A 14,582-nucleotide genomic window follows, 5' to 3' on the forward strand; every position below is an offset into this window, starting at 1 on the left:
CCGCATACACCGCATACACCGCATACACCGCATACACCGCATACACCGCATACACCGCACACACCGCACACGCCGCACACACCGCACACACCGCACACACCGCACACACCGCACACACCGCGCGCGGTACCGGCCAGCACCGGCCGGCATCAGTCTGCACCGCACGCTCGACGCATGCCGCCGTTCAACGCATGTACAACCCGCCGTTGATGTCCCAGCACGCGCCGTTCGCGAAATGCGCGTCGCCCGACGCGAGCAGCACGGCCGCATCGGCGACGAAGCCGGCCGACCCGAGCTTGCCGCCCGGCAGGTTCGCGAGCACCTGCCGCAGCTTGTCCGGCGCGACGCTCTCGTACACGATCGGCAGGTCGAGCGGCCCCGGCGAGATCGCGTTGACGGTCACGCCCTGCGCGGCGAGGTCGCGCGCGAACACCTTGGTCAGCGTCAGCGTGCCGCCTTTCGCGGCCGCGTAGTGCGCGCCCGTCGCCGAGCCGCCGTTCTGCCCGGCGAGCGACGCGATGTTGACGATGCGGCCCGCGCCGCGCGTCGCGAAGTACTGGCCGAACACCTGGCAGCCGAACAGCACGCTGCGCAGGTTCACGTCGATCACCTGGTCGAACTGCTCGGCCGTGATCTCCATCGCGGGCACGACCTTCGATGCGCCGGCATTGTTGACGAGCACGTCGATCGCGCCCCAGCGCGCGACGAGCGCATCGCGCGCGGCTTCGAAATCGCGTTTCGACGTGACGTCGAGCGGCAGCGCGATCGCGCGTGCGCCGCTCGGGTCGAGGTCGCGCGCATGCGCGTGAATGGCGTCGACGGCGATGTCGGCCAGCGCGACGCGATAGCCGGCCGCATGAAAGCGTTCGGCGATGACGGTGCCAAGCCCGCGCGCGGCGCCGGTGACGAGGACGACTCGGTCTGACATGGTGCGTGATTCCGTTGGTTCGCGGAACGTGGCCACAGCCGCGCCCGCATCGTGGTTCATGCGGCGAGCGCCGCTTCGAAGTGCGCGGCGACCGCGCACACCTGTTCGTCCGCGCCCTTGCGTCCGACGATCTGCAGCCCGGCCTTCAGCGGCGTTTCCGCGAGCGGCAGCGGCAGGCTGAGCGCCGGATGGCCGCTCAGGTTGAACGGCCGGATCAGCGACGACATCGCGATGACCGATACGCCGTCGCGTGCCTGCCGAAGCGTGATCGGCAGCGCGGGCAAGGTCGGCAGCACCAGCACCTCCGCGCGCTCGAGCGCGGCATCGACCTGCGCCGTGAAGCGCGCGCGCACGGCTTCGGCTTGCGCGAGCGCGGCTGGTGTCGTTGTCGCGGCCGTGCGCAGCCGCGCTTCGAGATCCGCGCCGAGCTTGCCGGTTTCGACGAGATGACCGAATGCACGCGACGTTTCCGCATTGATGACGGCAAGCCCAGCGGTGAACGCATCCTGCATCGCATCGAGCACGACGTCGTGCGTACGCAGGCCCGACGCGCCAATCGCCGCGTCGAGCGCGGCCGCGATGGCCGGCTCGGCCTCGACGATCACGCGTGCGATCGTGCAGCCGGCCACGGGTGCCGCAGTGCGCGCCCGGTCGAAGCCCGGCGCGATGGCGGCCATCACGGCTGCGAGCGTGCGAACGTCGCGCGCGAACGGCCCGACACAGTCGAGCGTGGTGACGGCCGGCGCGACGCCGCGTCGCGACACGCGGCCGAACGTCGGCTTGAGCCCGGCCACGCCGCAGCAGGCGGCCGGCCCGCGGATCGAGCCGCCGGTATCGGTGCCGAGCGCGGCGTCGACGGCGCCGAGCCCGACGAGCGATGCCGACCCGCTCGACGAGCCACCCGGGATGCGCGTCGGGTCCTGCGGATTGACCGGCGTGCCCGTGTAGTCGTTGATGCCGGTCATGCCGAACGCGAGCTCGTGCATGTTCGCCTTGCCGGCGATCTGCCAGCTGGCGTCGAGCAGCAGGCGGACCACGTCCGCGTGCTGCGCGGCGGGCGCTGCGTCGGCGAGCGCGCGGCTGCCCGCGCGGGTCGGATGGCCGGCGATGTCGATCGTGTCCTTGATCGCGATCGTCGGGCCCGGGCCGCCCAGCGTGAAGGTGTCGATGAAGCCTGTCATGGTCGATGGCGTGCGAGTGCGGTGAAGGGGTTCAGGCGTGCGGCGCGGCGGCGAGCGGCCACGGGCCGTCGAGCACGCGCTCGGTGCGGAAATGACGGATCAGCCAGGTCGCGCCGTCGGCGGCCGGCGCGAAATCGATGGTCAGCCGCGCGGCGATCAGCTCGGCCGTGCCGTCCGCGTAGCGCGATGCCTGCAGCATGATCCAGCGGCCGCGCGCGCTTGCATGGTCGGCGCCGACGTCGATCGACTCCGACGTCAGGAAGTGCAGGTTCGCCGAGAAATGCGGTTCGGGCGGCAGGTAGCGGCGCAGCATCGCGACGATCGCGTCCGTGCCTTCGAGGCGGCCGAACTTGCGCGCGTACTGCGGGCCGATGCCTTCCCACACCGCGTCGGCCGTGAACAGCGCGGCGAGCGCCGGCCCGTCGCCGGCATCCTCCGGCACGTCGCACAGCGCCATGTAGCGCGTGATCGTCGCGCGCACCGCGCGTTCGGCGTCGAGCATCGCCACGCGCCGCGCGAGCGCGTCGAGCGCTTTGACGGCTTCGCGTGCGTCGGGCGCTTCGAGCGCTTCGAGCGCGCGCGTCGAATCGGGTCCGGTCATCGCGCGCCTCACGCCGCGGGCTTCGCGGCCGGCGGCACGGTCAGCGCACGGCCGACCCGCGCCTCGATCTTGCCGTAGCGCCACAGGTTGTATTCGCCGACGGGCGTCGTGCGATACAGGTTGCATACCGCGACCGTCGTGTCGAAGTCGGCGACGTCGGCCATGATGTAGAACGTCCACGGCGCGCCGTCGGCCTGGCCGACGACGAGGCGGTCGTCATCCATCACGCCGAGCACGCGCACGCCGGGCATCGCCTCGACGGCGGCGAGCATCGCGCCGTACGCTTGCCACACTTCGCCGATCTTCTCGCGCGGCAGGTCGAAGAAGTTTTGCGACACGCCGCAGCAGAACAGCACGCGCAGCGGCAGCGGATTCGAATCGGACATGAAAGGTTCTCCTGAAGAATGCGTTGTGCGGCATCGAAGCGAATCGACGCGGATTACAGATAGCCGGGAAACGGCGTGACGCCGGTGAACACCGCACCCGCGCCGTCGAAGTTGCCTTCGCCGAGAAACGCGTGCTGCGTGACGACCATCGCGTCGCGCAGCAGGCGCTGCAGCGGATGCGTGCGATAGATCGCGGCCGTGCCGCCGAGGCGGTACGCGCGCTCGACGACGCTCGCGCCTTCGCGGGCGATATGCGTGGCCGCGAGCCGCAGCAGGCTGACCTGCTCGGGCGTGACCGGGTCGCCGGCCAGGATCGATTGCCAGACCGAGTCGGTCGCGTCGTAGAAGAACGCGCGCGCCGAGCGCAGCTGCGCTTCGGCCTTCGCGAGCTCGATGCGGAAATACGCGCGATCGGCGAGGCGCGGGGCGCCGGTGGTCGTCTGGCGGCCACCCGACATCCGGTTCGCGACGTCGAGCGCCGCGCGGGCCAGCCCGAGGTTGACCACGGCGAGCACCTGCGCCGCATACGCGACGGTCGGATAGCGGTACAGCGGCTCGTCGACGGTCGGCTCGCCGCCGCGCACGAAGGTCCACGCGTCGGGCACGAAGCGGTCGTCGACGCGCAGGTCGTGGCTGCCGGTGCCCTGCATGCCGACCACGCTCCAGTTCTCGACGATCTCGACGTCGGCGGCACGGAACACGGCCGTGCGCGGCTTGTTCGGTGCGGCGTCCTGCGCGCCGGGCACCGCGATGCCGACGCCGAGCCAGTCGGCGCCCTTGCAGCCGCTCGCGAATTTCCACGTGCCGTTCACGCGCCAGCCGCCGGGTGCCGCCTGCGCCGGCTGGACCGGGAACAGCCCGCCCGCGAATACCTGGTCGGGGCCACCCGCGTACAGCTCGGCCTGCGTGGCGAGCGGCAGCGCGGCGAGATAGACGTTGGCCGAGCCGAAGCTCGCGACCCACGCGGCCGACCCGTCGGCGGTCGCGATCCGCTCGATCATGTCGAGGAACGCGGCGGGCGCGAGCGCATCGCCGCCGAAGCGGCGCGGCGTGCCCGCGCGATAGATGCCGGCCTCCTTGAACAGCGCGATCACGTCGCGCGGCACGTGCGACAGGCGGTCGAATTCGTCGCGGCGCGCGGCGACGGTCTCGATCACCGCGTCGAGCGGCGACACCCGCGCGGCCGCTTCGCGGACCGCATGCGGCGAGGGGGACGCGGCGTCGATGGCGAGGGCGGCGTTGGGCATGAGTGGCTCCTGGGAATGGGGTTCGAAAGACGATGCAATCAGTCTAGAAACGCCGAAAACACGCAGCAATTGGTGCGTAAGGCCGCGCGACTGGTGTGGCTCCGTGCCGGACTAAAGAAATCTTCAGATGCGGGCCGTGCACGCCGGTGCTATGTTGGACATCCGGCCGCGCGACGCCGCGCGCCTTGAACCGAATCCGCTCATGAGCTTCCCCGACGAAGACGATTTCCACCGGCTGCTCGACGCATTGACGACCTGCGTGCTGCTGCATGACGCGCAGACCAAGGCGATCGTGTGGGCGAACCGCGCCGCGTGCATCGCGCTCGGCTTTTCCGTCGAGGAGCTGCTGCCGCTGAAGGCGCCGGACATGACGCGCCCCGAACCGAAATACCGGCGCGAGATCGGCGTGGGCGCGATGGATCGCGCGATCGCCGAAGGGCGGCCGCAGGTGTACGAGTGGTGCTATCGGTCGCGCACCGGCGTCGACATGCTGTCGGAGGCGATCGCGACGCACGTGCCGCTGCGCGGGCGCGACGTCGTGATGGTGCAGTTCCGCGACATCAGCGCGGAGGAGGCGATCCGTCAGCAGTTGCGCCGCTACGAGGCGCGGCTGCGCGAATTCATGCAGGACCTCGACGAAGGCATCGCGGTCGTGACGCCGAACGGCGGCGCGCAGTTCATCAGCGAGTCGGGGCGCCGCGTGCTCGGGCTCGCGCCCGACGATGCGCTCGGCGGCGTGCTCGACTACTGCACCGCGGCCGATCGCGACCGGCTCGTCGCGCAGCTGCGCGATGCGCCGTCGACGTGCCCGTCCGAGCCGCAGCGCTACCGCTTCGTGCGGCGCGACGGCTCGGCGTGCTGGCTGCGCATCACGTGCCGGCAAGTCGAGATCGAAGGCGACCTCGACGGTTTGCTCGTGCATTTCCGCGACGTCAGCGACGAAGTCGCGATCGAGGACGCACGCCGCGCCGAAGCGCGCATGCTCGAATACGCGGGCCGCTACAACGCGATGGGCGAGATGGCGACGGTGATCGCGCACGAGCTGAGCCAGCCGCTCGCGGCCGTGCGCAACTTCATCGAGGGTGCGGTGCAGCGGCTGAACACGCGCGGCGCCGTCGACGATGCGATCTGGGGGCTGCGCAGCGCGGACCGGCAGGCCGAGCATGCGGCGCTGATCATCAAGAGCGTGCGCGAGTTCATCGTGAAGCGCGAGCCGGTCGTCGCGCTCGCCGACCTGCGCGAGATCCTCGCCGACGTCGCGTATTTCATCGAGCTGCGTGCGAAGGAAGCGGGCGTGACGGTCGCAATCGTGCAGGCCGACAAGCCGCTGCCGATTCGCTGCGAGCGTGTGCTGATCGGGCAGGTGATCCTGAATCTCGCCTTCAACGCGATCGAGGCGTTCGCCGGCTGCGCGCGCGCGCCGTGCACGCTGACGCTCGGCACCGCCGACGTCGGCGGCCACGCGGAGCTGCGGGCGATCGACAACGGGCCCGGTATCGCCGAAGGGGCGCACGACCGGCTGTTCGACGGTTTCTCGTCGTCGAAGGCCGGCGGCAACGGGATCGGGCTGTCGCTGTGCAAGAGCATCGTCACGCGTCATGGCGGGCGCATCGGCGCGAGCCCGGCCGAAGGCGGCGGGCTCGACTGTCGCGTGACGCTGCCGCTTGTCGGTACGCAGGCGTAAGCGGTGCGTCGCGGCGCAAGCGTAACGGGCGCCATGCACGTCGCGCGCATCACGCACGTCACGCACATCGCAGCCAGGCAGCGACGCGCGGCACACGATCAGCGCCCCAGCGCCCGCGCGGTTTGACCACCGATCCCGAAGTCGGTGTTCGGGATGTCCTTGATGATCACGCGCGTCGCCTGCAACGGCGCATCGAGCACGTTCGCGCCGGCGTCCGACAGCGCCGCGATCAACGCGCGTTTCTGCTCGTCGGTGCGGCCGGCGATCAGGATCGCGACGATCACCGGCAGCGACGGCGGTGCGCCATCGGCGGCCGTGCGGCCGCCAAGGCCGATGTGCGTGGCGGGCAATTCGGTGAGCAGGACGCGCACCGATTCGAGCGGTGCGCCGATCGCGTCGACGGTCGCGCCGCTGAGCCGCGCGATCAGCTCGGCCTTGCGCGCGTCGTCGTGGCCGGCCGGCAGGAAAACTTCGAGTGTGGGCATGGTCGTCCGGAAAGGTGAAGGTGGCCGGCTCACCGTTGCGCTGGCGATGGCGAACCGGTGGCCGCTTGCAGCAGGAAGCCGATCTCGCTGCGCGCATGGGTCGAGCCGATCAGGCGGACGACCGTTTCCGCATTCGAGTGTGGGGTGGGTCGTCCGGAAAGGTGAAGGTGGCCGCCTCACCGTTCCGCTCGCGCCGAGTGATTCGGCCGAACCGATCGGACGGACGACCGTTTCCGCATTCGCGTGCGAGCATGATCGTCCGGAAAGGTGAAGGTGGCCGGTTCACCGTTGCGCTGGCGACAGCGAACCGGCGGCCGCTTACAGCAGGAAGCCGATCGCGCTGAGTGTCTCGGTCGAGTCGATCAGCCGCACGACCTTCTCCGCGATCCGCATTTCGCCGTCCGCGTCGATGTGCAGCTTGTGCGTGACGTCGGCCGCGAACAGCGTCGCGACGCCGCGCTTGTACGCGACGACAACCTGCGCGGATTTCAGCTCGACCATGCCGGCGCTGCTGCTCTCCAGCGTGAAGCGCGACACGGTGCGCACCGTGCGCGCCGCGTCGGTCGCCGACGCCGAGTAACCGGACAGCATCCGCTGCACGCGCTTCTCGCGCATGTCCTGGTCGTCGAACACGTAGTTGAGCGTCGCCGCGAAGTCGGTGGTGTCGGGATCGATCGGCACCACGTAGTGACCGGCCGGATCCCACAGGTCGAGCCATGCGCGATAGTCGCGGCGGTCGAGCAGCTCGGCTTCGCGCCACACGAATTCGACCGCGCGGGCGAAGGTCTGCTCGGAAAAGAGGGCGTTGCGGTCGTCCATTACTGTTGCTCCATCATCTTGCGCCATTGCTGGTAGGCCTCGCGCATGCCCGTCTCGTCGGTCGCATGCGCGGTCTTTTCGCCGTTCGCGGCGGTCGTCTCGCGGTTCAGCCCGCGGTTCACGAGGATCGGCACGTCCGGCCCCGCATGCGCGCCGCGCTGCACGCGCTCCCACGCTTCCGCGTCGTCGGGGCTGCCGAAGCCGAACGGGCCCTGGAAATGCTCGTGAATCCGCAGCCGCTCGCGATTCGCTTCGTCCGGGCCGCCATCCATCGCGAGCGCGACGTGACGAATCTCGGTTTCGTTCGCGGAGATCGGCCGCAGCACGCGGAAGAACGCCATCGACAGCGCGAGGTTCGGAAACAGGTTCAGGTTGAAGCCGACGCCCATCAGCGAGCGCACGATGCGGCGCACTTCGTCCGGCGTATGGCGCTCGGCGAGCTTCGCCGCGAGCGGCGCGAAGCGTTCGGGCAGCGGCGCGCCGTCGTCCTGGTCGAGATCGATCAGCTCGGGCATCAGCACCGCGAGGCTGTGACCGTTGCCGAGCCCGCGACAGAAGGCGTCCTCGCTCGTCATGAAGCTCGTGATCGCGGCCGCCGTTTCGTCGTCGATCGACTTCATCCACGACTTGTGCACGACGGGGAAGTGATAGAGGTCGGTCGTGTTCTCGAGCTGGATCTTCCAGTTGCCCTTGAACTTGAACTTGTGCTCGCCGTTCGCCTTGATCGGGTAGCCGGCACCCTGCTTCATGAACAGGTCGATCCACGGCTTCGCGCCGCCGAGGAAATCCTCGAGCGGTTCGATCGCGTCGTTGAAGCTCGCGAAGATCAACCCCTGGTACACACCCACGCGCAGCTTCACGAGCGGCAGGTCGCCTTTCTCGCACACGCCTTCGTAGCCGTCGCCGTACGGCAGCGCGCGCAGCGTGCCGTCGAGCGCGTACGACCAGCTGTGATACGGGCACGTGAAGCCCTTCGCGTTGCCCTTGTGCGATTCGCACACGGTCGCGCCGCGATGGCGGCAGCGGTTCTGCAGCACGTTGATCTCGCCGGTCCTGTCGCGCACGACGATCACCGGCTGGCGGCCGATCGTCGTCGTGACGAAGTCGCCCGGGTTCGGCAGCTCGCTCTCGTGCGCGACCCAGATCCAGGTGCGGTAGAAGATGCGGTCGAGCTCGGCCTCGAACAGCGCGGGGTCGTGATACATCGCGGGCGCGATGCGGTCGGGCTGCGCGAAGCCGTGCAACGCGCGGGTGTCGATCGTCTGGGTGGGAATGTCGCTCATCGTCGTCGTGGGGAAAGAGTCGCGAAATCGGGCCGCGTTGCACGCGGCATCGGGTACCCAGTCTCGTCTTCCGCTACATATCCGTCAAATTGATCTAAAATTGCCAATCAAATAAATACGGCAAATGATGGAGGTCACGATGACATCGGTCGATCATCTCGATCTGAACCTGTTGCGGGTGTTCCAGGCGATCGTCGAGGAGCGCAGCCTGACCAAGGCCGGCGAGCGGCTCGCGCTGTCGCAGCCGGCCGTCAGCTACTCGCTCGGGCGGCTGCGCACGCTGTTCGACGATCCGCTGTTCGTGCGCACGCGCGCGGGGATGCAGCCGACGCCGGTCGCGCTCGAACTCGCGGGGATCGTCGGCAAGGCACTCGACATGGTGCGCGTCGCGCTGCGCTATGCGGAGCGTTTCGATCCGGCGTCGAGCACGCGCACGTTCCGGCTGTCGCTGTCGGATGCGGGCGAGATGGCGTACCTGCCGGCGATCTGCCAGGCGCTGCGCGAGCGCGCGCCGCGCGTGACGCTCAGCGTGCAGCCGCTGCCGGTGGAGGAGATCGAGGAGGCGCTGCGCGCGAGCCGGCTGGACTTCGCGATCGGCAACCTGCCGGAGCTGATGCCGCGCACGCGCCACCAGCTGCTGTTCGAGGAAAGCTACGTGTGCATGACGGGGCGCCGGCGCGGGCTGCCGGCCGGTGCGGCGCTGAGCCTCGAGCAGTTCGTGCGCGCCGCGCACGTCAACGTGAAATCGGTCGAGCACAGCCACCACGCGCTCGACGACGCGTTGCGCGCGCAGGGCGTGGGCCGCAACATCGCGCTCGAAGTGCCGCACTTCGTCGCGCTGCCGAGCGTGCTGTCGGTGACCGATCTCTATGCGACGCTGCCGAAGCGGCTCGCGCGGATCCTGAACCGCGACAACGCGTTCCGGCTCTACGAGCTGCCGGTCACGCTGCCGCCCGCGCCGGTCACGATGCACTGGCACGAGCATTTTCACGAGGACGAGGGGATCGCGTGGATGCGCGCGCTGCTCGCTGAGATCGTCGAGCGGTTTGACGCGTGACGGCGGGGCGGCGTGCTGGTAGGGTGCGTCGCCGTGTCGGCGCATTCGACTTCGCTCAGTGACGCCGCGCCATTCGATTTTTCGCCGGACGCATTGGGTGATGCGGCTCAAGTCGCAGGAATCGACCGGGGCGATATGATGGCTTGCGACACCATCAAGGCTGAGTGCAAAGGCTCCGTGCTGCGCGAGTTCCCTGGACAGTATCTGAATTCGACGCTCGATGAGATTCAGGGCGATGCGAGCGATGGCATCAAAGAGGCCCGCAAGGCGCTCAAGCTGCTCAACGATAATCGTTTCAAGAAATAGGTGCCCGACATGACCACAAACACGTTGTTTGACCTGCTCGACCAACTCGATTCCGCGAAGATTCACTACACCCTGAGCCGCAATCGCCCGGATACGGTCTTGGTTTCGGTCACGGTAGTCGGGATGCGGGTGGAAGTGGATGTGTTCCGGGACGGGCACACGGAGGTTTGCGTCTTTCGCGGCACGGAGGAGCCCACGGACGATGCCGATGCGCTTGCGCGGATCATCGAAGAGAATCGGGACTGACCGTGAAGACTGACGTGACAAGAGGGAGGGTGCCGCGGCTGGTCTGAGAAACTCAAGGTTCAATTCCGTATGACTGCCCGTACGCGTTTCGCATCAGACAGTCATGTTGGCCGTAAGTCATTGCCGGATGCATCACAAATCGAGCACCAGCACCGCCGAGCGCGCCCGCGACACGCAGCAGCAGATCACCGTGTTGCTCGCGCGCTCGGCCTTGCTGAGGCAGTGGTCGCGATGATCGGGCTCGCCGTCGAGCACCGGCACCATGCAGGTGCCGCACACGCCTTCGCCACATGACGTATCGACCTCGATGCCGATGCGTGCGAGCGCGTCGACGATCGACGTGCCGGGCGCGACGCGCACCGCTTGGCCGCTGCGCTGCAGGCGCACTTCGAAGCCTTCCGCCGGGGCGGCGTCGACAGCGGCGTCGGCCGCGACGGGTTCCGCCGCGAAGCGTTCGAGATGAATCGCGTCTTCCGGAAGCCGTGTGGCCGCCGCCGCGACGACGGCATCCATGAACGGCGCGGGCCCGCACGTATAGACGTGCGCTTTCGCGTCGATCGACTCGACGCAGCGGCCCAGTTCGGCCGCGAGTACGGCGGGCTCGATCCCGTAGTGAAACGTCACATGCGACGCAAACGGTTCGGCCGACAGTTCGTCGACGAAGGCCGCGTGTTCACGACTGCGCGCGAAGTAGTGCAACCGGTAACGCGCGCCGCGCTGCGCGAGCGCGTACGCCATCGACAGCAGCGGCGTGATGCCGATCCCGGCCGCGACCAGCACATGCTCGCTCGCGTCGTCCGCCAGACGAAACAGGTTGCGCGGCGCGCCGATCGACAACTCGGCACCGACGCGCACGTCGTCGTGCAGCGAGCGCGAGCCGCCGCGCGACTGCGCTTCCTTCTTCACCGCGAACAGGTAGCTGCCGCGCTCGTCGGGGCGCCCGCACAGCGAGTATTGCCGTGTGACGCCGGACGGCGCGGTGACGTCGATATGGGCGCCCGGCTCGTACGCGTCGAACGGCTGGCCGTCGACGCGCGAGACCCGGAAACAGCGGATGTCCTGCGCCGCGTCGATCAGCGCGTCGATCCGGACCTGGTGGCGGTTCGCTTGCATGGTGTGTTCCGTGGGGTAGGGCAAACCGGCGCGGCGGATACCGCGCCGTCATGCAACCGAGAATAAGGACGGGCATCGCATAAATCAAATCGATAAAAAAGCGATGCCAGAATCAGTGAGATGGATGATGGTCGGCGACCAGCATGGCGGCCGCAGCGTCGACGATCGCGCAGGCGGTGCGCCGAACACGCGATCGCTGAACAGCGCGACTTCAGCGTGCGGCAACGGCGCTGCCGCCGTCGACGGCCGCGTCAGCCGAAGCCGACGCCGACGCCGACGCCGACCAGCGCGACTTCAGCGTGCGGCAACGGCGCTGCCGCCGTCGACGGCCGCATCGGCCGAAGCCGACGCCGACGCATGGCCGCGTTCGCGCTCGAGGCTGCGTCGATACTGCCGGCAGCCGACGGCCAGCAACAACGCGGCGAGCGTGGCCGCCACGACGTTCACGATCGACATCGAATGGCCGACCGCCGCCGGCGCGCCGAACACGCGATCGGTGAACAGCGCGACGACGGTCGTGCCGATCCCGAGCGCGATCAGGTTCGACACGAGCAGGAACAGCGCGGAGATCTGCGCGCGCATCTGGTTCGGCGCGAGCGTCTGCATCGCGGCGGTCGACGTCGGCATCGGGAACGACGCGAAGAACATCGCGACGACGAGCATCGTGAGCGATGCCGGCAGGCTGTCGAGCTGCGTGAACAGCGTCGCGGGGATTACCATGCACGCGGCGCCGATCGCGCCGGCGCGCATCGGCGCATCAATGCGGCCGCGGCGCAGCAGCCAGTCGTTGAGCCAGCCGCCGCAGAACACGCCGGCGGTATTCGCGACGAGCAGCACGATGCCGAGCGTGTAGCCGGCTTCGACGGCGGTCATCCCGAAGCGGCGGATATAGAACGCGGGCGTCCAGCTCAGCAGGCAGTACAGCGTCATCGCGTAGAACGAGAAGCCGAGATAGTGGCACGCGAAGGTCGCGCGATGCGTGCCGACGAAGCGCAGCGAATCGCGCATCGACACGCGCCGCACGGCGCCCGAGCGGTCCTGCGCGAGCCCCTTGCGCTGCGGGTCGCGCACGGTCGCGGCGAACAGCAGCGCGACGAGGATCCCCGGCAGCCCGACGATCAGGAACGTGACCTGCCACGCGTGCACCTGCCCGACGACCGGCAGCGTGAACGCGCTCGCATGCTTGAGCAGCGCGATCACGTAGCCGCCGATCAGGAACGCGACGCCGCCGCCGATGAACGAGCCGAGCGAATACACGGCGATCGCGCGGCCGAGCTTCTCCTTCGGGAAGTAGTCGGCGAGCATCGAATACGCGCCGGGCGACAGCGCGGCCTCGCCGACGCCGACGCCCATCCGCGCGACGAACATCTGCACGAATTGCTGGCTGAGCCCGCACGTGGCGGTCGCGACGCTCCACAGCGCGATGCCGAGCGCGATGATACGCGGGCGCGCGTAGCGATCGGCGAGATACGCGACGGGCAGGCCCATCACCGCGTAGAACAGCGAGAACGCGAAGCCGTTGAGCAGGCTGAACTGCGTATCGGTCAGGTGCAGGTCGCGCTTGATCGGTTCGATCATCAGGACGAGCACCTGGCGATCGACGAACGAAAAGACATACGCGAGCATGCAGATGACGACGACATACCATTCGTACGTATAGCGCTTGCCGTCGGCAGCGCGGGCCGTGGATGCGGACATGCGGATTCTCCAGGAGCGGGCGGTGGAAAAGCGCGGCGCGGGCCTCGCGGGCCGGGCGCCGTCGCGGTGCGAAAGCGTGCGGGTGACACGATCGGAGACGCAGCGTAGTCGGCCAAATTCGGCCGCCATAGCCGGAGTGACAGCCGCGCCACACGGACATTTACCGACGCGGATAAAGAAAACACCGAGGCCGTGCGCGCGGGCCGCCGCGCGGCGCACGTGCGGCGGCGCGTGCGCGCATCATGCAGCGCGTCTATAAGCGTTATAGAGCGCATTGCGTCGACGTCCGAAATTGTCGTTCCTAGACTCGGCCCGTTTTTGATCGGCAGCGTTCGCATCCGAATGCGAACGCGCTTCATGTCAAACGGCGCGTTGCCGACACGCGCCGGCATTTCCACGGGACGACCAAGATGAACCATTCGAACGGGCGGGCCGACCGGCTTGCCGTACCGCTTGCCACGCTGGCGGCCGCACTCCTTGCGTGCGCATCGCTGCCGGCTGTCGCGCAATCGAGCGTGACGCTCTACGGCCGCATCGACACCGCGATCGAATATGCGAACGCCGGGCCGAACCACGTGACGCGCATGGGCAGCGGCAATCTGTGGGCGTCGCAGTGGGGGCTGAAGGGTGTCGAGGATCTCGGCGGCGGCTACGCGACGATCTTCAAGCTCGAGGACGGCTTCAACGCGGCGAGCGGCGCGCTGTCGAACGGCAGCGCGCTGTTCGGCCGCGAGGCGTGGGTCGGCATCACCGGGCCGTTCGGCGGCGTGCAGTTCGGCGAGCTCTACACGATCGTGCACACGACGCTCGTCACGTACAGCCTGCCCGGGCTCGGCGCGGGCCTCGCATGGGGCAACGCGACGAACAACTTCGTCGGCCCCGCGTTCCTGCGCGTGCGCAACTCGCTGCGCTACACGTCGCCGCGTTACGCGGGCTTCATGCTGCGCGCGATGGCCGCGCGCGGCAACAACGGCGCGGCCGGCCAGCCGGCGACGCTCGGCGACACGTACGGCGCGGGCCTCAACTACGTGCGCGGCGGGTTGTCGGTCGACGTCGACTACATGCAGCAGAAGTTCAGCCCGGTGGCGGCATCCGCGCTCGGCGTCACCAGTTCGGCCGCGAACGGCAACTACACGGTCGGCGCGATCTCGTACGACTTCAACGTCGTGAAGGTCGCCGCGCTGTACATGCGGCATCGCGGCGGCCCCGACGTCGCGGCCGCGATCGACAGCCAGAGCGCGTATCCGCACAGCGACACGATGGAACTCAGCGCGACGGTGCCGATCGGGCGCGCGTCGCTGCTGCTGAGCATCGGCCACTACCGGAAGGTCGCCGACAGCGACGGCAACGCCGATTCGTACGGCATCCGCTTCGACTATCCGCTGTCGAAGCGCACGGTGCTGTACACGGGGGCCGCGATGGTGCGCAACGGCGCGCACGCGCGCTTCGTCGTCAATGGCGCGGCGGGCGGCGGCGTCGCGGTCGCGAAACCCGGCGCGACCGCCAGTTCGATCGTCGCGGGCATCCTCACGGCGTTCTGACCGCCGA

Annotated in this window: 15 protein-coding genes; 5 read left to right on the plus strand and 10 right to left on the minus strand. The window is 68.8% G+C overall.

Going from position 1 to position 14,582, the window contains the following annotated elements:
* Window positions 1-184 precede the first annotated feature (184 nt).
* Genes U5A56_RS26410 through U5A56_RS26430 form a run of 5 tightly spaced genes read right to left on the minus strand, consistent with a single transcriptional unit; the run spans window position 185 to window position 4,343 of the window.
* Window positions 185-928, minus strand: coding sequence for an SDR family NAD(P)-dependent oxidoreductase (locus U5A56_RS26410; protein ID WP_321925343.1), 744 nt, complete (start codon window positions 926-928; stop codon window positions 185-187).
* A 56-nt stretch (window positions 929-984) separates the two neighbouring features.
* Entirely contained in the window at window positions 985-2,109 is a 1,125-nt protein-coding gene (locus tag U5A56_RS26415) for an amidase (RefSeq protein ID WP_321925345.1), read from the minus strand.
* A 31-nt stretch (window positions 2,110-2,140) separates the two neighbouring features.
* Entirely contained in the window at window positions 2,141-2,710 is a 570-nt protein-coding gene (locus tag U5A56_RS26420; protein WP_321925346.1) for a nuclear transport factor 2 family protein, read from the minus strand.
* Between the two features lie 8 nt (window positions 2,711-2,718).
* A complete protein-coding gene (locus U5A56_RS26425) occupies window positions 2,719-3,096 on the minus strand; it encodes a hypothetical protein (RefSeq protein ID WP_011356094.1) in 378 nt (125 codons plus the stop codon).
* 53 nt (window positions 3,097-3,149) lie between these two features.
* Window positions 3,150-4,343 (minus strand): acyl-CoA dehydrogenase family protein, encoded by a 1,194-nt coding sequence (locus U5A56_RS26430; protein ID WP_321925348.1) that lies wholly within the window; start codon window positions 4,341-4,343, stop codon window positions 3,150-3,152.
* Window positions 4,344-4,470: 127 nt separating this feature from the next.
* On the opposite strand from U5A56_RS26430, the gene U5A56_RS26435 reads away from it, so the two are divergent.
* Window positions 4,471-6,027, plus strand: coding sequence for an ATP-binding protein (locus tag U5A56_RS26435; protein ID WP_321925350.1), 1,557 nt, complete (start codon window positions 4,471-4,473; stop codon window positions 6,025-6,027).
* A 98-nt stretch (window positions 6,028-6,125) separates the two neighbouring features.
* On the opposite strand, the gene U5A56_RS26440 is transcribed toward U5A56_RS26435, so the two are convergent.
* The 3 genes from U5A56_RS26440 to U5A56_RS26450 all read right to left on the minus strand — a co-directional run bounded on the left by U5A56_RS26440 (window position 6,126) and on the right by U5A56_RS26450 (window position 8,614).
* Window positions 6,126-6,512, minus strand: a complete 387-nt coding sequence (locus U5A56_RS26440; RefSeq protein ID WP_044845361.1) for a 2-hydroxymuconate tautomerase family protein — start codon at window positions 6,510-6,512, stop codon at window positions 6,126-6,128.
* A 318-nt stretch (window positions 6,513-6,830) separates the two neighbouring features.
* On the minus strand, window positions 6,831-7,331 hold the full coding sequence (locus U5A56_RS26445; RefSeq protein ID WP_321925352.1) for an aromatic-ring-hydroxylating dioxygenase subunit beta: 501 nt from the start codon (window positions 7,329-7,331) through the stop codon (window positions 6,831-6,833).
* Complete coding sequence (locus tag U5A56_RS26450) at window positions 7,331-8,614, minus strand: aromatic ring-hydroxylating oxygenase subunit alpha (RefSeq protein ID WP_044845359.1); 1,284 nt, start codon at window positions 8,612-8,614, stop codon at window positions 7,331-7,333. Before U5A56_RS26450 ends, U5A56_RS26445 begins: the two co-directional genes overlap by 1 nt.
* 139 nt (window positions 8,615-8,753) lie before the next feature.
* Between U5A56_RS26450 and U5A56_RS26455 the strand changes: the two genes are divergently transcribed.
* The 3 genes from U5A56_RS26455 to U5A56_RS26465 are packed head-to-tail and all read left to right on the plus strand — an operon-like array spanning window position 8,754 to window position 10,223.
* Window positions 8,754-9,671: a LysR family transcriptional regulator gene (locus U5A56_RS26455; RefSeq protein ID WP_321925354.1), complete on the plus strand. Its 918-nt coding sequence runs from the start codon at window positions 8,754-8,756 to the stop codon at window positions 9,669-9,671.
* A 33-nt stretch (window positions 9,672-9,704) separates the two neighbouring features.
* Window positions 9,705-9,977, plus strand: coding sequence for a hypothetical protein (locus U5A56_RS26460; RefSeq protein ID WP_321925356.1), 273 nt, complete (start codon window positions 9,705-9,707; stop codon window positions 9,975-9,977).
* 9 nt (window positions 9,978-9,986) lie between these two features.
* A complete protein-coding gene (locus U5A56_RS26465) occupies window positions 9,987-10,223 on the plus strand; it encodes a hypothetical protein (RefSeq protein ID WP_321925358.1) in 237 nt (78 codons plus the stop codon).
* A gap of 132 nt (window positions 10,224-10,355) precedes the next feature.
* Here the strand turns inward: U5A56_RS26465 and U5A56_RS26470 are convergent, their stop codons facing one another.
* Together U5A56_RS26470 and U5A56_RS26475 are read right to left on the minus strand one after the other, a co-directional pair.
* Window positions 10,356-11,336, minus strand: a complete 981-nt coding sequence (locus U5A56_RS26470) for a PDR/VanB family oxidoreductase (RefSeq protein WP_321925361.1) — start codon at window positions 11,334-11,336, stop codon at window positions 10,356-10,358.
* 294 nt (window positions 11,337-11,630) lie between these two features.
* Entirely contained in the window at window positions 11,631-13,034 is a 1,404-nt protein-coding gene (locus U5A56_RS26475) for an MFS transporter (protein ID WP_321925363.1), read from the minus strand.
* Window positions 13,035-13,444: 410 nt separating this feature from the next.
* Between U5A56_RS26475 and U5A56_RS26480 the strand changes: the two genes are divergently transcribed.
* Window positions 13,445-14,575, plus strand: coding sequence for a porin (locus tag U5A56_RS26480; protein WP_321925365.1), 1,131 nt, complete (start codon window positions 13,445-13,447; stop codon window positions 14,573-14,575).
* Window positions 14,576-14,582 lie beyond the last annotated feature (7 nt).

Origin of the sequence: Burkholderia sp. BCC1998 (assembly GCF_905339875.1) — a bacterium.
Classification (GTDB): Bacteria; Pseudomonadota; Gammaproteobacteria; order Burkholderiales; family Burkholderiaceae; genus Burkholderia.